Source organism: Psychrobacillus insolitus, assembly GCF_003254155.1.
In the GTDB taxonomy this organism is placed as follows: Bacteria; Bacillota; Bacilli; order Bacillales_A; family Planococcaceae; genus Psychrobacillus; species Psychrobacillus insolitus.
In genome coordinates, this window is sequence record NZ_QKZI01000001.1 from 404,892 (window position 1) to 426,419 (window position 21,528).

The window sequence follows — 21,528 nt, forward strand, 5'->3', positions numbered from 1 at the left end:
TCAAAAGGAATGGTTGGGTCTTGAATATCTAGTAAAGATTTAATACTATGAGAATGTAACAAGTGAGTTCCCTCCAAGATGATGGTTTTGGTCGACTTTTATTCTACGGGGAATCTCACTTGTTTTCTAAATCTTTTTGAATTTATGTTTCCAATATTCACTTTGCTGATTTTCGTTCCGAGTGGCGACTCCAGTGGGATTAGCGTGACAGGTGAGACCCCACAGGAGCGCGGTTTTCGCGACGAGGAGGCTCACCGCACGCCCCACGGAAAGCGTCCGCTCGGAACGAAAATCAGCGTGGATTAGTATTTATTAATTTCAGAGATATTGATAAAAAAATGACATTAGTGAAATCCCATCCCTTTCTCTATTTGATCGAGAAGGGGATTTTATTTCACCAACGTCATATATTGTACAACCTTTTAATATTATTAACGTGATATATAACCTGCATCTGCGTGAATTGTAGTACCAGTAACGTATGAAGATTGGTCAGAAGCTAACCATAGAGTAGCTTGAGCAACTTCATCTGCCTTACCAAAACGATTTAATAAGCTTAATTGTGGTGCATAGCTTTCTTCATCTAATCCAAATTGTTCTAAAGCTCCACGTAACATTGATGTATCAATAGCTCCTGGTGCAACTGAGTTTACACGAATATTTTGAGGACCATATTCTAATGCAGCAACTTTTGTCATGCCAACAACGCCATGTCTAGCAGCAACATAAGCAATGTTATTTGGTTGAGGTCGGAAACCACTTATCGATGAAATGTTAATAATAGATCCGCCTTCACCTTGTTTAATCATTTGTTGGAGTTCATATTTCATACATAAAGCAGCACCTTTAAGATCAACAGACATCAGTCTATCCCAATAATCTTCATCGAACTCTGCAGAAGGCTTATCATCAGGTGTTAGCGCAGCGTTATTAACTGCAATGTCAAGACGACCGTATTTTTCAACAGTATCTTGTACCATCTTTTGGACAAATTCAGATTTGGAAACATCCACTTTTACAAAATAAGCAGTTCCTCCAGCGGCTTCAATTTCAGCAACTACTTTATTTCCTTTTTCTTCATTTAAACAGTTTACTAAAGTAAATTTAAAGGAATTAAAGCTTGATGACATTATGCTTTTTGAATATTTTATAGAACATGCAACTTTGTATAAATTACTCCTTAGTCAACGAATTCAAGTCGATTTTTGTTATCAAATGGCAAAATCGATCGAACAACTATTTTTAACTGAATATGAATATGTCTTAGATTCAAAAATACTTGATATTAAATGGTTATATATATATCGCTCACATGGATTGGCAGGAATGATTATTCGCTGGATTGAAGATGATTTTCAAGAGTCTTCAAAATTCATGTCTCAACAAGTTGTGGAATTAATGTTAATCTCTACTCCATTATTTTACGTGAAATAATGGAATCAACAATATTAAATTGATAGTTTTAAATAAATTTCTACTGAATTGTATGATTATTCTTTGCTTATATTGGTTATTTGTTCAAAATGTATGCCTTTTGGCCATACGTATGTGAGTAATATGAAAATTCCACTTTCTTCTAGCACTGTAGTAATGTAAAATAAGTACGAAAGCAAAATTTTACAAAGGGGGAAGCGAAAGCGTTTATATGACAATACAAGAAATGAAAGAAACAACATTTAAAGAGGCAACGCTTACCGAGTGGGAACAAGCTGCTATAAAGTCCCTAAAAGGAAAATCACTAGAATCACTTTCAACTAAAACTTTAGAAGATATTATTTTGAAACCTCTTTATTCACTTGCAGATTCGAAGTACATACCTGAAACGCAAACGTCAATAATTAGACAAGCCAAAAATAATGCGAATTGGTTAGTATCTCAACCAACCACTGGGACAACTAGTGCAGAGGTTTTGGCAGAGCTAAAAGATTCTCTCGCAAAAGGCAATGATGTGATCCATTACACAGTAGAAGAAGGCCATAAATGGAGTGCTTCTCAAATAGAAGAACTTGTAACTTTAGCAAAAGAACATCCAGTTTATTTGAATATAACTACCAATCCTTCATTTTTACACAGTTTACCTGAAATAAAAGGTTGTGTGATAGGTGCAGATATAAACGTAAATACAGAAGCACGTACGTATTTCTTAGATGGATCTTCCATACATAAAGCAGGTGGAGATGCAGTAAGCGAACTTGTTAGTATTCTTATACAAGCAGATGAATTAGCTGCAAAAACAAGTATCGATCAAGTTGCTGCAAAAGCATTCGTACAATTCTCTGTGGATAGTAACTTCTTTATGGAAATTGCTAAAATTCGTGCATTCCGCGTACTTTGGCAAGCATTTGGAGAAGCCCATGGAAACGTAGAAATTTCTGCCATTCCCGTTCATGCAGAAACATCACTACGATCATTTTCTGCGCTTGATTCAACTGTAAATATTCTTAGAGCCGGTAACAGCGCTCTTGCTGCAATTTTAGGTGGAGCAAATAGCGTTACAACATATCCGCATGACATATTAACAGGTGCAAATCCAACCTCAACTCGTATTGCCCGTAATATGCAGTTAGTTTTAAAAGAAGAAACACACATCAATCGAATAGTAGATGTATCTGGTGGATCTTACTATCTAGAAACACTAACAAAAGAACTTGTGGAAAAAGCATGGGCATTTTTCTTAGAGATGATAAAAGAAGAAACTCTTCAAGCGAGAATGATCAAGTTTCAAAATCGCGTGGAGGATAAATGGGAGCAACAAATAGAGGCACTTTCGAAACGCAAGAAGTCTTTAATTGGAACAAATAATTATGCAAATCCAGAAGATGTGGTAGATGCAGAAATTATGTTAACTGATTATAAACGATTAGCAGAACCATTTGAGCAACTACGCAAAGCGTTTAAAGTGACTCCTTTAAACATCGCGATTATTCCTTATGGTGTTTTGAAAGAATATAAAGCACGTATGGACTTTGTTAGTGGATATTTAATTGCTTTAGGTATTTCTCCAGTAGTAGCACCTGAAAATTTAAAACCTATAGATCTTCAACAATGGATCACGGAACAAAAAATAGATTATATTGTGTTTGTTGGTAATGATGAACAAACTGCTGGATTAGTTCCAGCATTGTTAAATGAAAGATTGACTGTCCCAATGGACGTAGCAGGGAAGTTTGACGAATATGAAGATTGGTTAGAAGCTGGACTTTCAGGACAGATTTTCGCTGGTCAATCTCTACTAGAAAAAGGAAAAGAATTACTAGCACTTGCACAAGGGGAGGTTTCTCATGACAACGCCTAATTATTCAGCGGTATCGATTGACAAGTTAATAGAAAAAGTAAGTGAAAATGCACAGGAACAAACATCTTCCTTTTTAACCAATGAAGGAATTGAGTTAAAAACAGTCTATGACGAATCTGACCGTAGCCAAGTACCACACTTGAAAGACTTACCTGGGATTGCTCCAAATACACGAGGACCCTATCCGACAATGTACGTTTCAAAACCATGGACAGTACGCCAATATGCAGGATTCTCTACTGCGGAAGAAAGTAACGCTTTTTATAGAAGAAACCTTGCAATGGGTCAAAAAGGTTTATCTGTTGCGTTTGACCTTGCGACACATCGTGGATATGACTCGGATCATGAACGCGTAACTGGAGATGTAGGGAAAGCGGGAGTAGCTATTGACTCTGTAGAAGATATGAAGATTCTATTCAATGGCATTCCTCTAGACCAAATGTCTGTTTCCATGACGATGAACGGAGCAGTTTTGCCAATTTTAGCATTTTATATCGTAACTGCTGAAGAGCAAGGAGTGACTCCAGAGAAGCTTGCTGGGACGATTCAAAATGATATTTTGAAAGAATATATGGTTCGTAACACATACATTTACAATCCGGAAATGTCGATGAAAATTATTGCGGACATTTTTGCTTATACAGCAAAATATATGCCTAAATTTAATTCAATCTCCATTTCAGGCTATCATATGCAAGAAGCAGGAGCTACTGCGGATATTGAACTTGCCTATACACTAGCAGACGGACTTGAATATGTGCGTACTGGTTTAGCTGCAGGAATTGAAATTGATTCATTTGCACCGAGACTTTCATTCTTCTGGGCAATTGGCATGAACTATTTTATGGAAATTGCTAAAATGCGTGCTGCTCGTAGGATTTGGGCGCAAATGATGACTAGCTTTGATCCAAAAAATCCAAAAACATTGGCACTACGAACACATTCTCAAACATCTGGATGGAGTTTAACAGAACAAGATCCATTCAATAACGTGACGAGAACATTAGTAGAAGCAAACGCTGCTGCGATGGGACATACACAGTCGCTTCATACCAACGCACTGGACGAAGCAATTGCACTACCAACGGATTTCTCTGCACGTATTGCACGTAACACACAATTGTTCTTACAAGAAGAAACGAACATGACAAAAGTTATTGATCCATGGGGCGGTTCATATTATGTAGAAACGCTAACGAATGAGTTGACAGAAAAGGCATGGGCACTTATCGAAGAAATCGAAGAACTTGGTGGTATGGCAAAAGCGATTGAAACAGGCTTACCGAAGATGAAAATCGAAGAAGCGGCTGCAAAAAAACAAGCACAAATTGACTCTTCAACAGAAATTATTATCGGTGTGAACAAATACCGTTTGGAAACAGAGGATGCTATAGATATTTTAAATATCGACAATACAGTCGTTCGTCAAAAACAAATGGAACGCCTTGCACAAGTAAAAGAAAATCGTGATGAAAATGCTGTCCAAGAAGCGCTATCAGCATTAACAGAAGCGGCTCGTACTGGCAATGAAAATCTTCTAACTGTTGCAGTCGATGCAGCTAGAAAACGTGCAACAATCGGTGAAATTTCTGACGCAATTGAAGTTGTGGCTGGAAGACATAAGGCGGTGATTCGTTCTGTGAGTGGAGTATATAGTGCAAACTTTAACGATGCTGAAGAAATAGATGCAGTGAAAAAAATGTCTGATGATTTCCTTTCAAACGAAGGAAGACGCCCTCGTATTTTAATTGCAAAAATGGGTCAAGATGGTCATGACCGTGGAGCAAAAGTTATTGCAACTGCATTTGCTGATCTAGGATTTGACGTAGACATTAGTCCACTATTCCAAACACCAGCAGAAACTGCTCAGCAAGCTGTTGAAAATGATGTTCATGTTGTTGGCGTTAGTTCACTTGCGGCTGGTCATATGACGTTAGTTCCTACATTACGTGAAGAACTAGCTAAACTTGGTCGTGAAGATATATTGATAGTTGTGGGTGGAGTAATACCTGCACAAGATTATACTTTCTTACGTGAAAATGGAGCTTCTGCTATCTTCGGACCAGGAACAGTCATTCCAGTTGCTGCGCAAAAAGTAATTGAAGAAATTTATAAACGTTTGGGTTATGAGGAAGTGGAAGCTTAATGGCAGAAACGGATAAATCAAAACAAACGTCGATGCATGTCATGAGTGGAGTCAAATCGCAGCATGACGGAATGGGACATACTTCTGCAGTAAAGAAATTTACCAAAAAAAAGCCGCTTACGATTGATGAAGAGGCATATGTACAAGGAATTCGAAATGGTTCTAGGTTACATTTAGCAAAAGCAATTACGTTTATCGAAAGTACGGTAAGTGATCAACAGCAAATTGGGCAAAGTCTACTCAAACGCTTGCTTCCATTCACAGGAAACAGTATACGAATCGGCATTACCGGAGTTCCAGGTGCTGGAAAAAGTACGTTTATTGAGGCTTTTGGCAAAATGCTTGGCGATGAGGGCTTCAAAGTGGCAGTTCTCGCAATTGATCCTAGTTCTTCCATTACAGGCGGAAGTATTTTAGGGGATAAAACACGAATGGAGGAGCTCGCAAGGCATCCAAATGCTTTTATACGCCCTTCTCCTGCTGCTGGAACCCTCGGAGGAGTACACAAAAAGTCTCGTGAAACACTGCTTTTATGTGAAGCTGGTGGTTATGATGTAATCCTTGTAGAAACAGTAGGTGTAGGGCAAAGTGAGACAATTGTTCGAGGAATGGTTGATTTCTTTTTGTTGCTAGCTTTAACCGGTGCTGGAGATGAGTTACAAGGGATGAAAAAAGGGATCATGGAGCTAGCTGATGCCCTTGTTGTCAACAAAGCAGATGGTACTAATGAAAAACTAGCCAAAAAGACTGTTGCTGAATATAAACAAATTCTGCATTTTTTAGCGCCTGCGACCCCTAACTGGACTACCCCAGCTTTGGCTGTTTCATCGCTTTACAAAACAGGATTAGATACAGTATGGAAAACAGTGCAAACGTTTCAACATGACATGCAAGCAAACCATGTTTGGCAAAATCGTAGAAAAGAACAAACGGTTTCTTGGTTTAAAACAATGATTGTCGATCGTTTGTATGAAGACTTTTTTTCTTCCATTGATAAGAAAGAAACAATGGCAAATTTAGAGCAAATGGTGAGACAAGAAAAAGTTACGGTTTCTCAAGCGGTAGAGGAGTTATTTTCCTCGAATTCTAAGGAATAGTCTGCTAAGATAAAGCTAGTTTGGAAAGGAGTTTTAACAATGAATATGGATTTTAATTTATTGATGAATGATATGATTATACAAGCTCGTGGAGAAATGGATGCGAGTGGGTATGAGCAGTTAACAACACCTGAAGAAGTTGAGTCGGCATTTGCTCGTTCAGGTACTACACTTGTAATGGTGAACTCTGTATGTGGTTGTGCAGGAGGAATTGCTCGTCCAGCAGCAGCTAATGCAGTTCATTATGATAAACGCCCTGATCATTTAGTAACTGTCTTTGCAGGTCAAGATAAGTTAGCAACGCAACAAGCACGTAATATTTTTGGGGATGAGCATTTACCATCTTCACCTTCATTTGTGTTATTAAAAGATGGACAAATGGTTGCTGAAGTAGGCCGTCACGAAATTGAAGGTCACTCACCAACATCGGTAATTACACACATCCAAGCTTTGTTTGAAGAACATTGTGAAGAAATTTAATCTAATATAAAAAAACAGCGAACGCAATTAAATGCATTCGCTGTTTTTTTAAAATAAGAAAGTATATAACTTTTCTACAAGTAACGTCTAGCACAAGCAGCAGCCTTGCTCCTGCGCAAAGCTCGTCGCCCCTCGTCTCGTGGTCAAATGGGGAATTGCTGCCTTACGCAGGGATAGGCGCCTTCGTTTTTCTTAGTGTCTATAAGATAAAACTTAGTCCAAATAATAATGATGACATTATCATTGCGAAAATCATTAAATAAACGATAACTTTACGGAATTTTTTATTGCCCATGAAATCTCTCCTTTAACTATTACTTCTATTTTAACAAAAACGAAAAATTTCTCAAGTAGTAGAAAATCTTTTCAGAAAAATGTACAATAGAGTGTATAGTCAAAAAAAGAGGAGTGTTCAGAAAATGGAAAAGGTTGACCATATTGGGATTGCAGTTAGAAACATAGAGGATTCACTTCCTTACTATACGGAAACGTTAGGGTTAAAACTATTACATATTGAAGATGTTCAATCTGAGCAAGTACGTGTTGCTTTCGTTGATAGTGGCAATGTGACACTAGAATTACTTGAACCATTAAGTGAAACAAGTGCAATCCATACATTTATAGAGAAAAAAGGGGAAGGCATACATCATGTAGCTTTCGGTGTTTCTAATATTCAAGAACGTTTAAACGAACTAAAAGAAAAAGGCATACGTCTCATTCAAGAAACACCCAAGGCAGGGGCACACGGTGCACAGGTTGCATTTATACATCCAAAAGCATCTGGTGGAGTATTGTATGAGTTAGTTGATAAAACAGGGAGAGTGAAGTAATCACATGGATATTTATGAAAAAATTAACGACCTATATGATCGCAAACGAAAAATTGAACTTGGTGGTGGAGATGCTCGTATTGAAAAGCAGCATGAAAAAGGAAAGCTTACGGCACGCGAACGCATTGAGTTACTTGTAGACGAAGGTACATTTATGGAATTGAATCCATTTGTCCAACATCGTACAGTAGATTTTGGAATGGACAAGCAAGAGGGACCTGGAGACGGAGTTGTGACTGGTTACGGAAAAGTAAATGGTCGTCCAATCTATTTATTCTCACAAGATTTTACAGTGTTCGGTGGAGCACTTGGTGAAATGCATGCGATGAAAATTGCAAATGTAATGGATTTAGCGGCTAAAAATGGAGCTCCTTTCATTGGTTTGAATGATTCAGGTGGAGCACGTATTCAAGAAGGTGTTGTTTCGTTAGATGGATACGGACAAATCTTTTACAGAAATGCCATTTATTCAGGAGTAATTCCTCAAATTTCAGTTATTTTAGGGCCTTGTGCAGGTGGAGCAGTATACTCACCAGCAATTACAGATTTTGTCTTCATGACGGATGAGACAAGCCAAATGTTCATAACTGGACCAAAAGTAATTGAAACAGTAACAGGGGAAAAAATCTCTGCAGAAGATTTAGGTGGTTCAAAAGTACATAATACGATTAGTGGTAATGCACATTTCCGTGGTAAAACGGAAAAAGAAGTATTAGAAAATGTTCGTTTACTACTTAGTTATCTGCCACAAAACTTTGAAGAAAAACCAGCAATTGCAGAAGTATCGAATGATGATGATTATCGTCCAGAATTAGCAGATGTTGTGCCGTTTGAAGCGATTCGTCCATACGATATTCGTAAAGTAATTGAACAAGTTGTAGATACAGATTCTTTCTTAGAAGTTCAAAAAGAATTTGCAAGAAATATTGTTATTGGTTTAGCACGTATTAAAGGGGAAGTTGTTGGGCTAATTTGTAACCAACCAAAAGTAATGGCTGGTGGACTGGACATTGACTCATCTGATAAAGCAGCTCGCTTCATCCGTTTCTGTGATTCTTTTAACATTCCACTTATTACGTTTGAGGATGTAACTGGATTCTTCCCTGGGATTAAACAAGAGCATGGTGGAATCATTCGTCATGGTGCCAAAATTTTATATGCATACTCAGAAGCAACTGTACCAAAAATGACCGTTATTTTACGTAAGGCTTACGGTGGTGCATATGTAGCACTGAATTCTAAATCAATTGGTGCAGATGTTGTATTCTCTTGGCCAAATGCAGAAATTGCAGTTATGGGACCTAATGGGGCAGCAAATATTATTTTTGCTCGCGAAATTGCAAACAGTGCAGATCCGGAAGCAGTTCGTGCAGAAAAAATTGAAGAATATCGTGAAAAGTTTGCGAATCCTTATGTAGCAGCTTCTATGGGAATGGTAGATGATGTCATCGATCCTCGAGAAACACGTATTAAGTTAATTCAAGCTTTAGATATGATGCGCAACAAAAAAGAAACAAGACCGAATAAGAAACATGGTAATATTCCACTGTAAAAAAGAAAAGCTATAGCGCCTTGCCCCTCGGGGCAAGGCGCTATAGCTAGACAGTTACTTTGTAGAAAAGTTATTATGCTTTCTTGTCTTGTAAAAAAGGAGTCTCTTAATACATGAGTCGTTTAGTTGAAGAATTTATAGAATTAGTAAAAATAGACTCGGAGACCAAGCATGAGCAAGTAATTGCTCCAATTCTAACTAGTAAATTGGAGCAGCTTGGCTTTTCTGTTATGCAAGATGACTCTGCAGCTAGAACGGGACATGGAGCAGGCAATCTAATTGCTACATTAAAAGGTTCAAAAGCAGATGTTGATGCGATTTACTTTACTGTCCATATGGATACTGTAGCTCCAGGTAAAGGTATACAACCTATCATAAAAGAAGACGGCTATATTTATTCGGATGGGACAACAATTCTTGGTGCAGATGATAAAGCAGGGATCGCAGCTCTATTTGAAGCGATCCGCCGCTTAAATGAGCAAAAGATTGAGCATGGTGATATTCAAGTAATCATTACTGCTGGAGAAGAAAGTGGTTTAGTTGGAGCGAAAGAAATGGATCCTACTTTACTAACTGCCAAGTATGGATATGCAATTGATAGTGATGGACCGGTTGGTGGTATCGTTACCGCTGCACCTTTCCAAGCTAAACTCTGGACGACGATTACTGGGAAAACTGCCCATGCTGGAGTATCACCTGAAAAAGGGGTTTCTGCTATTACACTTGCTTCCAAATCGATTTCTGCTATGAAGTTAGGGCGTATCGACTCGGAAACAACGGCGAATATCGGTCGTTTTGAAGGTGGACAAGCAACAAATATTGTGTGTGACGAAGTGCATATTTTGGCAGAAGCACGCTCGATTAATAAAGAAAAACTTGATGCCCAAGTTGCCCATATGGTACAAGTATTTGAGGAAACAGCAGTTGGTTTCGGGGGAAGTGCTAAAACCGAAACACAATTAATGTACCCTGGATTCCAATTTGAAGAAAGTCATCCAGTCGTTCAAGTGGCAAAACGTGCAGTAGAACGTATTGGAAGAACTCCAGAGATTAAAAAAAGTGGTGGAGGCAGTGATGCCAATGTATTTGCTGGAGCTGGAGTACCAACAGTTATCCTATCTGTTGGCTATGAAGAAATTCATACAACTAAAGAGCGCATACCTGTTTTAGAATTAGAAAAGCTTGTTGATTTACTTGTCGAAATCGTTCAAGTTGCAGCGGAATAATTCTTACAGGAGGTGTCTAGTTTGTCTAGTATAAAAGTGGTAGTGTTTGAATGCGGAAATGAAGAGTATGCTGTGTCGATTGAACACGTGGTTTCAATAGAAAAGTTAGAACATGTCAATCTGATTCCTCATTTACCTAATTATTTAATTGGGCTTATGAAAATACGAGGAGCGCTGGTTCCTATTATGGATTTTGAAGAAATTCTATATAGTAGGAGTGGAAGAGCTAGCGAACAAGCTCGTGTAATTACTATGCTTACACAGGAAATGTCTATAGGTCTACTAGTGAAAGATGCAAAGGAAATACTGGATATTTCAACGGATGATCTTATACAAATTGGATTAGTTAATTATAGTAAAACAAAATATTTTATAGGCGTTGCAAATTTAGAAAATCGTATGATAACATTAGTAGACCCGTCTATATTAGTTCATTCTTTAGAAGGTATTAAAGATATTCAATCTTATTTAGAATCCATAAAAAAAGAGGAGGAAGGTAGCTAAATTTAGCTGCCTTTTTTCCATAGTGAAGATAATACTACTTAATGTACTTGATCAGTAACTATAATACTCAAAAATTACTGTATCAAAATACCGGAAATAGAAAGAGGTGAGTAAGCATGCAACGTAAAGGAAGAATTATTTTGCACATCGATTTAAATAGTTTCTATGCTTCAGTTGAACAAGTATATAATCCCGATCTAAGAGGGAAGGCTATAGCTATTGCAGGAAATCCATTAGAACGGCGAGGTATCATTATTACATGTTCATATGAGGCGAGAGCATTAGGCATTAAAACAACGATGAACGTTGGTGAGGCAAAAAGAAGATGTCCAGAACTTGTTATCTTACCACCGAATTTTGAACGCTATCGCGATTCATCAAAACGATTTTTTAATTTACTTAGAGAATTTACAACTTTACTTGAACCTGTATCGATAGACGAAGGGTATTTAGAAATTACCAAACTAACTGAAAATAAACATGCATTAACTATTGCGCATGAAATACAAGATCGTATTTGGAGCGAGCTTTCATTGCCGTGTTCTATAGGTGTTGCCCCCAATAAATTTTTGGCAAAAACTGCATCTGACATGAAGAAACCAATGGGAATTACTGTGCTGAGAAAGCGTGATGTTCCGAAAATTTTGTGGCAACTTGATGTAATTGACATGCATGGAATTGGTTCAAGTACAGCTGACAAACTATATTCACTAAACATAAAAACGATTGGCGATTTGGCACATGCCGATGAACATAAAATTCGTTCAGTATTAGGCAAGAATGGTGAAAGGCTACATCAACGTGCAAATGGAGTGGATAATCGAGAAGTCGATCCAAATTCAATTTATGATACGAAAAGTGTTGGTAATTCAACTACATTACCTAAGGATATAAGTGATCTACAAACACTACGACAAACAATTGAGAAACTGTCAACAAAAGTTGCGGAACGATTACTTGCAAAGCGTCTTGCAGGTACGACGGTAATTGTACACATTCGAGATGCAGATTGGCACAATCAAACGCGCAGTAAGACGATATCAAATTCAGTTCAGTCAAAAGAAGAGATTTTCGACATTGCTTGGTTACTATTCCAAAAACATTGGGATGAGTCCCCAGTACGTTTACTCGGTGTGACTGTTTCAAATGTCATGGATAAAAAAGAAACAACGAAACAATTGTCGATGTTTAACTTCGAGGAATATGTAAAAGAAGAACCAATCATCGCACTCATTGATAAAATGGAGAAGAAGTTTGGTAAAGGAGCAATCCAGAGAGGTATTGATATACCAAAATCTTCAAATTACCTTGCAAACTCAAGCTTAAGTAAAGATTTTTTGGATGATCACAAAGAGTAAAAGTATATATCAACTCGATTCAGAGGTTCAAATTTAGCTTGTTCATCTAAATGACGTAAATATTTTAGTTTTTTGCAAAATACAAAGGCGCTTCCGTTGACATCATTCGACATTTAGGCAACAATTAACATTGGAAAATTATTATTATAAACTAATTTTATGGAGGAATTTTATTATGTCATTGATAGGAAAAGAAGTACTACCATTTACAGGCCAAGCATTCAGAAACGGTGAATTTATTGAAGTAACAGATCAAGATTTTAGAGGTCAATGGAGTGTAATTTGCTTCTATCCAGCCGATTTTACTTTTGTTTGTCCAACTGAACTGGAAGATCTTCAAGATCAATATGCAACACTACAAGATTTAGGTGTTGAAGTATTCTCAGCTTCAAGAGACTCTCATTTTACACATAAAGCATGGCACGATTCATCAGAAGCTATTGGTAAAATTACTTATACGATGATCGGTGACCCAGCGCACGTTCTTTCTCGCAACTTCGAGGTGTTTATTGAAGAAGAGGGTGCTGCTGATCGTGGTACTTTCATCATTGACCCTGATGGTGTGATTCAAGCAATCGAAATTAATGCAGACGGTATTGGTCGCGATGCTAGTATTCTTATCAACAAAATTAAAGCAGCACAATATGTTCGCAACAATCCAGGTGAAGTTTGCCCAGCTAAATGGCAAGAAGGTAGCGAAACACTTAAGCCAAGCCTTGACCTTGTAGGTAAAATTTAAGGAGAGCGATATTAAATGGCACTTGATGCAGATATTAAATTACAATTAACGCAGTACCTTCAACTGCTTGAAAGTGATATCGTACTTAAAGTAAGTCTAGGTTCTGACAAAGTTTCAGATGAAATGCTAGCTCTAGTAGATGAGCTAGCGTCCCTTTCATCTAAAATTACAGTAAAGAAATTAAAACTACCAAGAACACCAAGCTTTAGTATCAATCGTGTTGACGAAGTAGATGCATCAGTTACTTTTGCTGGTGTTCCACTTGGACATGAATTTACTTCTTTGGTTTTAGCACTACTTCAAGTGAGTGGACGAGCTCCCAAAGTTGATCAAAGTATCATCAATCAAATTAAAAATATCGTTGGTGAATATCACTTTGAGACTTATGTTAGCTTAACTTGCCACAACTGTCCTGATGTAGTTCAAGCCCTTAATATCATGAGTGTACTTAACCCTAATATTACACACACAATGATTGATGGTGCAGCATTCAAAGAAGAAGTAGAGAGCAAAGATATACTAGCGGTACCAGCTGTTTACCTGAATGGCAAGTCATTTGGAAATGGTCGAATGACAATTGAAGAAATTCTATCCAAATTAGGTACTGGTCCAAACGTAGAAGAGCTTTCTGGAAAAGATCCTTATGATGTACTTGTTATAGGTGGAGGTCCAGCTGGATCGAGTGCAGCCATCTATTCAGCACGTAAGGGTATTCGTACAGGAATTGTAGCTGAACGCTTTGGTGGCCAAATCTTAGACACGCTTACAATTGAAAACTTTATCAGTGTGAAATCTACAGAAGGTCCTAAACTTGCTCAAGCTCTTGAAGAGCATGTGAAAGAATACAACATCGATGTTATGAATCTACAGCTTGCCAAACGTTTAGAGAAGAAAGAGCTGATCGAGGTTGAATTAGAAAATGGTGCTATTCTTAAGAGTAAAGCCGTAATCATTTCAACTGGTGCACGTTGGCGTAATATAAATGTTCCTGGTGAGCAAGAGTTCAAAAATAAAGGTGTTGCTTATTGTCCACACTGTGATGGTCCGTTATTTGAAGGGAAAGACGTTGCGGTAATCGGTGGAGGTAACTCAGGTATTGAGGCGGCGATTGACCTTGCTGGGATTGTAAATCATGTAACAGTTATTGAATTTGGCACAGAGTTAAGAGCTGATGATGTCCTACAAAAACGTTTATACAGTCTTCCGAATGTCACTGTTTATACAAACGCTCAAACAACAGAAATCACTGGTACTGACAAAGTAAATGGTATCACTTTTGTAAATAGAGAGACAGGCGAAGAACAGCATGTCGAATTAGCTGGTGTGTTTGTCCAAATCGGACTAGTTCCAAACACTGATTGGTTAGATGGAACGCTTGAACGCAATAAGATTGGTGAAATTATCGTTGATAAACGTGGAGCTACTTCAATCCCTGGTGTATTTGCTGCCGGTGATTGTACAGATAGTGCGTTTAACCAAATCATAATTTCTATGGGAACTGGTGCAACTGCAGCATTAAGCTCATTTGATTATCTGATTCGAAATTAGAAATAGACTTTCAACTATTTGTGTAACGACTCAGTCAATTATAGTAGAACTATTGTATATCGAAAAAAAACCTTCTGATCATTATGATTAGAAGGTTTTTTCGACTGTTGTTGCTAGTGTATGACCACGAATATAAGAACCTATCAATTAGTAGCACGATATGTAAAATTGAGCAAAATGACTATACGACATAACTTTAAATAAGTGCATATCGGGACTTTTCTCATATATATGCACTTATTTTAAAATATGTCGTATGTAACTTTTGCTCTTTTATGGTTTTTGCATTTTTTAATAGATCACTTCTCGTTTGTCTTGTTACATGGGCTTAGTTCAAAGCGAACCAGCAACTTCTATGTAAAAAGGAGCTCTAAGATATTAGGGCTCCACATTAATTATCCTCAAAAGTATCTTTAATATAATTCAAAAACTTCAAACGCTCCACAAAACTTAGTTCTTCAAATGCTTCAATAATATCTTCAGCAGTAAATTCTCTGACATATGTTTTTCTCTTCATCGTTATGCTGTCTTCCATTGATCATTCCTCCTTGATAAGCTTATCCTAACCATTTGTATCAATCTTTAATCATTTTTATAGAAATTTATAGTTTAGACGATGAATGAACTTTAACTCTTCGTTTTCATTTTCTTTTTAATCCAAAAGAGGATAGATACTAGTATAAATAAGACTAAAAAACCATACAAAAAATTTGTTGGAAATTTTTGGAGGACACCAAATACTATGGCTACCTCAAGAATAACTGCTGGAATTTTACCGATAGAACTTGCAATCATAAAACGCCCTCCACTAATGGAAGTAAAAGTTGCCCCCGCGGTTACTATACCGGATGGAACAAAAGGAATAATTCTCAGTAAAATAATCAGTGCAAATACATGGATAGGAGAACTATTTTTAATCTTTATAAAAATAGAATGATTGAGCCATTCAGGACGGATTTTAGAGAAGCCAAAGCGATATAGGTGAAATCCAATCAGCGCACCAAGAATTTCTCCTGTGAATGTAAGAATGGACCCTAATAGTAAACCTAAAGAATCAATGTTAAGTGCTGTGATAAAAAAACTTGGTATAAAACCAATTGCACCGATTGCTAAGTTTAATAGGAGTAATAAAATAAATTCACTTGCTGTACTGAGTACAGGTATAAATTGTATCGATTCATTCACAGGATATATAGCCCCAATCGTTTGCTTTTTTTATGGAAGATTAACGGCATTTGCTAAAATGTTTGTTAATATGTAAAGTATATTTATATAAATAGTAGCAAGAGAGGTCTAGCTTTAGCAATGACTTATTAAATGAAAAAAGGTGAAATGATGCAAATACAATTTTTAGGGACAGGTGCAGGGATGCCGTCGAAGCAAAGAAATACGACAGCTACTGCTTTAAAATTACTCGATGAACGTGGAACTTTTTGGATGTTCGATTGCGGAGAAGCAACTCAACATCAAATTCTGCATACAACATTAAAACCACGAAAACTGGAAAAGCTCTTCTTAACTCATTTACATGGTGATCATATATATGGAATACCAGGCTTGTTAAGTTCCCGTTCATTTTTAGGTGGAGGAGAACCACTCACGATATATGGACCTAAAGGAATAAAAGCATGGATTGATCTAACACTTTCCACATCGAGTACCTATTTACAATATCCGTTAACAGTAATTGAAATAGAAGATGGAATCATTTTCGAGGACAATGAGTTCATTGTAGAAGCGAAATTGTTAGAACATGTTATTCCTTGCTTTGGCTACAAAGTAACTCAAAAACCACTTCCTAAAGAGCTACTTATTGAAAAAACAGATGCTCTAGGAGTTCCTAGAGGGCCTTTATTGAAACAATTAAAAGAAGGTCATGATGTGGAATTAGAAGATGGGCGTATCGTGACAAGTGAAGAAGTGACTGGTGAGCAAAAAAATGGATTCCAAGTAACGATTTTAGGAGATACACGTTTTTGTGAGAACTCTATTAAGCTAAGTCTAGGAGCAGATATTGTCGTGCATGAAGCAACATTTGACCAAACCACTGCAGAGCTTGCTCGTCAATATGGGCATTCAACAATTATAGATGCAGCAACTGTTTGCGAACAAGCAGGAGCTAAACATTTAATTGTCAATCATATAAGTGCTAGATTTTTACCATCTCATATTAAAGAGATGGTACATCAAGTAGCTCATTTCGATTTTCCAGTGTACGTTGCGGATGATTTTTCGGAATTTGATTGGACGAATGGTGTGTTAAAACAGATTAATTAGAAAATATGGGATATCCATTATAAGGATATCCCATTATTCTCTAAAGAAAATTTTGTTATGAGTTCTGTTAGTCGCACTTTACTTCTTCGTATTGTTTCCCAAGTTCGCGTGATTTATTTTGCGCTGCGTCTATGCAAGCGAAAATGGCATCGTTCACATGATGTTGGATTAGTTGCTCTACTCCGGCTTCAGTTGTTCCCCCTGGACTTGTTACTTTTCTACGAAGTTCACTAGGTTCAACATCGCCCTTTTTCAGCATTTGTGCTGCACCTTCCATTGTTTGGATGAATAATTGACGAGCATCTGCTTGTGCTAAACCATGTTTAATAGCTGCTGCTTCAAATTGTTCTGCAAAATAATACAAATACGCTGGACCGCTCCCAGCTAGAGCAGTTACTATGTGTAAATCATCTTCTTCCACTGCTTTTACTGTTCCGATTCCTTCTAAAATACTAGTAATTTCAAGTTTTGCATCTTCAGAAATAAGTTCATTCCAACTAACGCCTGTTGCACTTAATCCTACTGCAGCGGAAGTATTTGGCATTGCTCGAGCGATTGGACGCGCTCCCAAATGTTCTGCAATCGTATCAATGGAAACACCAGCCATAACGGAAATAATCATGGCATTTTTATGGATGAGGGGAGCAATATCTTTACATACATCTACAGCATCTTTTGGTTTAATCGCCAAAAAGATAATATCTGCTTCCTTTAGTGCTTTCTTTTCTTTACATACAATCTGTACGTTATATGTACGTTTTAAATGTTCTAGTTGTTCCATATTTGATCTATTCATCACATGAATTAGCTCAGGTGAAACTTTCTCTTCTTTTGTTAAACCATTTATGATAGCTTCAGCCATTGCACCTGCACCTACAAATACGATTTTGGACATGATAAAAACCTCCTATTGAAATAAAAACATGCGTTTTCGTCCTTATATAATAAGGACGAAAACGCATGTTTCCGCGGTACCACCTAAATTTGCCGAAAATTTATCCGACACAACTTGATCCTTCTTATCGCGAAGGCACGACCATGTTTCCATAGTAGCTCCAAAGTAGGTTCGACGTATGAGCGGGAGGTGAAATTTGCAGCGGGTTATTTCACTCTCTAAACTCCATCATACATGTACTAATCTTTATCTTGGCTTATATATACTGAATTACTGAAATTATAGTAGTGTTTCTTAAAAAAGTCAACGTCAACGTAGTGACGGTATGAAGAAAAAACGGTACAATAGAATGAATAGTGATTCATATAAAGGGGATGTAATGGATGATTCAGAAAATTATTATACCGACACCATTTGCTGTGGGAGACGTTAATTCTTATTTAATAAAGGGAGATGCACTGACGCTAGTAGATGCAGGGCCTAAAACAGAGGAAGCATTAGTAGCGATTAAAGCAGGGATAAGAGCAGCAGGTTATGAACTATCAGATATCGAGCAAGTGTTATTAACGCATCATCACCCAGATCACGCGGGATGGGTCGATGCATTTGAACATGCTACATTATTAGGGCATGTATACAACCAAGCATGGTTAACTAGAGATGAAGACTTTCTACAGTATCACGATGATTTTTATATGAAAAACCTGATCGAGGAAGGGGTTCCAGAACAGTATCTTCCTTGGGTAGAAAAAATGAAACGACCACTTCATATGATGGGTAGTAAACCAATTGATACTTTTTTAACTGAAGGAGATGTACTTCCTGGACATCCTGAATTCACAGTATTAGAGTCACTTGGCCATGCACAAAGTCATTTAGTATTTTGGTCTGAAAGGGACGGCATATTAATAGGTGGAGATACAGTACTTGAAAAAATCTCTTCTAATCCTTTAATTGAGCCACCATCAGACCGTGAAGCACCTCGAGCAAAGTCGATGTTACAATATAATGCTAGCTTAAAACGGATTGCATCATTGCCTGTTGCAAAGATTTACAGTGGGCATGGTAATGAAGTATACGGAGTAAAAGAGCTAATCACTGGCCGTTTGGAAAGACAAAAAGAACGTGCTTACAAAGTATTGGATATGATGAAAGATGGAGAAAAAACAATCTTTGAACTAACAACAGAGCTTTTTCCAAAGGTATACGAAAAAGAACTAGGATTAACCCTCTCAGAAACAATTGGCCAGGTTGATTATTTGATGGATGAAGGTTTGATTAAGGAACAACGAGATGACAAAGGGATTTTGTTATATGAGCAAGCATAAAAGGATTCTTATTACCGGCGCTACTAGTGGCGTCGGGCTTTTGCTTGCCGAAAAATTATATGCGGATGGACACGAAGTTTGGGCAACAGGGCGGAATGCAACTGTTCTTCAAAAATTATCCGAGATGGGCATACATACGATACAAGCAGATCTGACAATTGATCAGCCCCTGGAGAAATTATTTGGTGTAATGGATATACCAGACACAGTAGTATTTTGTGCTGGGGTTGGAACTTTTGCTTATGTGACTGAACTAGAGGAACAAGAAATGGTGCAAATGCTAGATGTAAATGTACTAGCACCAATGAAGTTAACTAAATATTTCGCGCCGAAAATGAAACAAAGAGGGAGCGGGCACCTCATTTTTGTTGCTTCTCAAGCAGGAAAGGTCGCAACTCCAAAAGCATCTGTTTATGCAGCATCTAAACATGCAATCATTGGGTTCGCCAATGCTGTACGAATGGAACTAAAACAGCATGGTATTCAAGTGACAACAATCAATCCAGGTCCAATTGACACGCCATTTCTAGATCTTGCAGACCAATCTGGATCTTATCGTGAAAAAATGAGTAAGTATTTATTACAACCAATTGATGTAGTTACAGCTATTATGAAAGCAATCAAACATCCAGTTCGCGAAGTCGATCTTCCGTCATATATGAGTATCACAAGTAAGTTGTATGCAGTTTTTCCGAAGATGGTTGAAACGCTTGGGAAAGGTTTTTTTATGAAGAAATAGTTAGTATTAAGATAAAAAATAGATATATCCAAAAAATATTTTTTACATTTTTTTTTGGAAAAGATTCTTCTGTGGTATAATTTTACCATTGTGAATTTTTAGTTGATCTAAAGAAAAAGAACATAAAATTTCCGATATTATGTAAAAAAAGATGGGGTGTAATTCAGTTGCTCGAAAGTTTATTGATTAATATCCTATTTTTAATTTTTCCAATTGTGTTATTTGTAATTTTTTTCAGTGACTACAATAAAAAATCGCATCTTTTTTTGATCTACATTTCTATCTGTATTTCAATGGTTTTATGTATGATTTATCCAATTAAATTGGAAGTTGGCTTTATTGTTGATCTAAGATATGTGCCATTCATTATTGCAGCTCTATATGGCGGGTATAAAGGAGTTTTTCCGCTTTACGTTCTATTAAACATATACCGATTAATAATCGGCGGTGAGGGATTAATCCAATCATTCATTTGGTCAACATCATTTTTAATCGTACTGCCCATGCTAAGTACTAAATTTCTCAGTTACAATAAATTTAATAGAATTATTTTTGGTACCGTAATATCCCTTATGAATGTTATAGTTTACCTCATTGCATTGAGATCTTATTTTGAAGTACTGAACAAAGAATATTGGACAGTTGCATTTTATTATCTGAGTACTTCTGGACTTACGATGGCAATCACTTTAACTATGATTGAAAAAATTAATTCTAATATCAAAAAAAGAGAACTTTACTTCCATACGGAAAAATTGCATGTTATGAGCGAACTTTCAGCGAGTGTTTCGCATGAAATCAGAAATCCTTTGACTGTAACAAAGGGATTTTTACAGTTATTAAGTGTGTCCAAAACCATCACTCAAAAGGATCAGGTGTATATAGACTATTCATTAAAGGAATTAGTTCGAGCAGAAACTATTTTAAATGATTATTTAGCGTTTGCTAAACCGCAATCTATACATATGGTTTACGCTGATTTAAAGGAAGACATGGAATATGTCAAAAACATATTAACGCCTTTTGCAAGATTCAATAATGTAGACATTACTTATCAATTTTCTAATTCATTAAAAAGAAAATATGATCAAAACCAGATGAAGCAATGTTTGATTAATCTACTGAAAAACGCGATAGAATCGATGAAGGAAGAAGGGGGCATTCTTTCTATTCATGTATTTGAGCAAGGTCAGAACATGGTTATTCGTGTGGAAGATGAAGGAATTGGGATGACAAAACAAGAGATTCTTCAATTAGGAAAGCCTTTTTATTCTACTAAAACAGAAGGAACTGGACTCGGTATGATGATGGTATATGGAACGATAAGTAAGTTAAAAGGTGAAGTAGAAGTGCAAAGTAAAAAAAGCAAGGGAACCATATTTACTATTACTATCCCGACTTAAGAAAAGCGAAAGCGCCTATCACTGCCCCGACAGGCAAATGGGGAATCGCGAGGAGGCAGCTCCTCAGCCACCACAGCGATTTCACATTTGACCCCGAGGTGCAACGCTCTT

21 protein-coding genes and 1 other annotated feature are annotated in these 21,528 nt (G+C 37.1%); of the genes, 16 read left to right on the forward strand and 5 right to left on the reverse strand.

Annotated elements, in window-relative coordinates; all coding sequences use genetic code 11:
- Positions 1-431: 431 nt before the first annotated feature.
- Positions 432-1,130, reverse strand: a complete 699-nt coding sequence (locus tag C7437_RS01965; RefSeq protein WP_111437966.1) for an SDR family NAD(P)-dependent oxidoreductase — start codon at positions 1,128-1,130, stop codon at positions 432-434.
- Position 1,131: 1 nt separating this feature from the next.
- On the opposite strand from C7437_RS01965, the gene C7437_RS01970 reads away from it, so the two are divergent.
- The 5 genes from C7437_RS01970 to C7437_RS01990 all read left to right on the forward strand — a co-directional run bounded on the left by C7437_RS01970 (position 1,132) and on the right by C7437_RS01990 (position 7,018).
- Positions 1,132-1,434 carry a TetR-like C-terminal domain-containing protein gene (locus tag C7437_RS01970; RefSeq protein WP_111437967.1) on the forward strand — a complete coding sequence of 101 codons (303 nt, stop codon included), beginning with the start codon at positions 1,132-1,134 and terminating at the stop codon, positions 1,432-1,434.
- Between the two features lie 211 nt (positions 1,435-1,645).
- Positions 1,646-3,295: a methylmalonyl-CoA mutase family protein gene (locus C7437_RS01975; protein ID WP_111437968.1), complete on the forward strand. Its 1,650-nt coding sequence runs from the start codon at positions 1,646-1,648 to the stop codon at positions 3,293-3,295.
- On the forward strand, positions 3,282-5,441 hold the full coding sequence (scpA, locus tag C7437_RS01980) for a methylmalonyl-CoA mutase (protein ID WP_111437969.1): 2,160 nt from the start codon (positions 3,282-3,284) through the stop codon (positions 5,439-5,441). Before C7437_RS01975 ends, scpA begins: the two co-directional genes overlap by 14 nt.
- Positions 5,441-6,538 (forward strand): methylmalonyl Co-A mutase-associated GTPase MeaB, encoded by a 1,098-nt coding sequence (gene meaB, locus C7437_RS01985; RefSeq protein ID WP_245909179.1) that lies wholly within the window; start codon positions 5,441-5,443, stop codon positions 6,536-6,538. Before scpA ends, meaB begins: the two co-directional genes overlap by 1 nt.
- A 39-nt stretch (positions 6,539-6,577) precedes the next feature.
- Positions 6,578-7,018, forward strand: coding sequence for a BrxA/BrxB family bacilliredoxin (locus C7437_RS01990; RefSeq protein WP_111437970.1), 441 nt, complete (start codon positions 6,578-6,580; stop codon positions 7,016-7,018).
- Positions 7,019-7,217: 199 nt separating this feature from the next.
- Here C7437_RS01990 and prli42 read toward each other — a convergent pair whose 3' ends face one another.
- On the reverse strand, positions 7,218-7,313 hold the full coding sequence (gene prli42 / locus C7437_RS16820) for a stressosome-associated protein Prli42 (protein WP_170122290.1): 96 nt from the start codon (positions 7,311-7,313) through the stop codon (positions 7,218-7,220).
- A 124-nt stretch (positions 7,314-7,437) separates the two neighbouring features.
- Between prli42 and mce the strand changes: the two genes are divergently transcribed.
- From mce to ahpF, 7 genes are all read left to right on the forward strand, one after another.
- The gene (gene mce, locus C7437_RS01995; RefSeq protein WP_111437971.1) at positions 7,438-7,848 is read left to right on the forward strand and encodes a methylmalonyl-CoA epimerase; all 411 of its coding nucleotides are present in this window, start codon (positions 7,438-7,440) and stop codon (positions 7,846-7,848) included.
- A 4-nt stretch (positions 7,849-7,852) separates the two neighbouring features.
- Complete coding sequence (locus C7437_RS02000; RefSeq protein WP_111437972.1) at positions 7,853-9,400, forward strand: acyl-CoA carboxylase subunit beta; 1,548 nt, start codon at positions 7,853-7,855, stop codon at positions 9,398-9,400.
- Positions 9,401-9,513: 113 nt separating this feature from the next.
- A complete protein-coding gene (locus tag C7437_RS02005) occupies positions 9,514-10,626 on the forward strand; it encodes a M20/M25/M40 family metallo-hydrolase (protein ID WP_111437973.1) in 1,113 nt (370 codons plus the stop codon).
- 21 nt (positions 10,627-10,647) lie between these two features.
- Positions 10,648-11,130: a chemotaxis protein CheW gene (locus C7437_RS02010; RefSeq protein ID WP_111437974.1), complete on the forward strand. Its 483-nt coding sequence runs from the start codon at positions 10,648-10,650 to the stop codon at positions 11,128-11,130.
- Positions 11,131-11,246: 116 nt separating this feature from the next.
- Positions 11,247-12,488 carry a DNA polymerase IV gene (locus C7437_RS02015; RefSeq protein ID WP_111437975.1) on the forward strand — a complete coding sequence of 414 codons (1,242 nt, stop codon included), beginning with the start codon at positions 11,247-11,249 and terminating at the stop codon, positions 12,486-12,488.
- 175 nt (positions 12,489-12,663) lie between these two features.
- Positions 12,664-13,227: an alkyl hydroperoxide reductase subunit C gene (gene ahpC / locus C7437_RS02020; RefSeq protein ID WP_111437976.1), complete on the forward strand. Its 564-nt coding sequence runs from the start codon at positions 12,664-12,666 to the stop codon at positions 13,225-13,227.
- A 15-nt stretch (positions 13,228-13,242) separates the two neighbouring features.
- Positions 13,243-14,775 (forward strand): alkyl hydroperoxide reductase subunit F, encoded by a 1,533-nt coding sequence (gene ahpF, locus C7437_RS02025; protein ID WP_111437977.1) that lies wholly within the window; start codon positions 13,243-13,245, stop codon positions 14,773-14,775.
- A 391-nt stretch (positions 14,776-15,166) separates the two neighbouring features.
- On the opposite strand, the gene C7437_RS16825 is transcribed toward ahpF, so the two are convergent.
- Together C7437_RS16825 and C7437_RS02030 are read right to left on the reverse strand one after the other, a co-directional pair.
- Positions 15,167-15,310, reverse strand: a complete 144-nt coding sequence (locus tag C7437_RS16825; protein WP_170122291.1) for a hypothetical protein — start codon at positions 15,308-15,310, stop codon at positions 15,167-15,169.
- A 92-nt stretch (positions 15,311-15,402) separates the two neighbouring features.
- A complete protein-coding gene (locus C7437_RS02030) occupies positions 15,403-15,960 on the reverse strand; it encodes a VTT domain-containing protein (RefSeq protein WP_245909180.1) in 558 nt (185 codons plus the stop codon).
- 150 nt (positions 15,961-16,110) lie between these two features.
- Between C7437_RS02030 and rnz the strand changes: the two genes are divergently transcribed.
- Positions 16,111-17,052: a ribonuclease Z gene (gene rnz, locus C7437_RS02035; RefSeq protein WP_111438962.1), complete on the forward strand. Its 942-nt coding sequence runs from the start codon at positions 16,111-16,113 to the stop codon at positions 17,050-17,052.
- 67 nt (positions 17,053-17,119) lie between these two features.
- Here rnz and proC read toward each other — a convergent pair whose 3' ends face one another.
- Positions 17,120-17,947, reverse strand: a complete 828-nt coding sequence (proC, locus tag C7437_RS02040) for a pyrroline-5-carboxylate reductase (RefSeq protein ID WP_111437979.1) — start codon at positions 17,945-17,947, stop codon at positions 17,120-17,122.
- A 48-nt stretch (positions 17,948-17,995) separates the two neighbouring features.
- Positions 17,996-18,209 (reverse strand) — a binding site (T-box leader).
- A gap of 121 nt (positions 18,210-18,330) precedes the next feature.
- Between proC and C7437_RS02045 the strand changes: the two genes are divergently transcribed.
- The 3 genes from C7437_RS02045 (at position 18,331) to C7437_RS02055 (ending at position 21,417) form a co-directional block, all read left to right on the forward strand.
- Complete coding sequence (locus tag C7437_RS02045) at positions 18,331-19,275, forward strand: MBL fold metallo-hydrolase (RefSeq protein ID WP_111437980.1); 945 nt, start codon at positions 18,331-18,333, stop codon at positions 19,273-19,275.
- Entirely contained in the window at positions 19,262-20,014 is a 753-nt protein-coding gene (locus C7437_RS02050) for an SDR family NAD(P)-dependent oxidoreductase (RefSeq protein WP_111437981.1), read from the forward strand. Before C7437_RS02045 ends, C7437_RS02050 begins: the two co-directional genes overlap by 14 nt.
- Positions 20,015-20,229: 215 nt before the next feature.
- Positions 20,230-21,417 carry an ATP-binding protein gene (locus C7437_RS02055; protein ID WP_245909223.1) on the forward strand — a complete coding sequence of 396 codons (1,188 nt, stop codon included), beginning with the start codon at positions 20,230-20,232 and terminating at the stop codon, positions 21,415-21,417.
- The last annotated feature ends 111 nt before the right edge of the window (positions 21,418-21,528 follow it).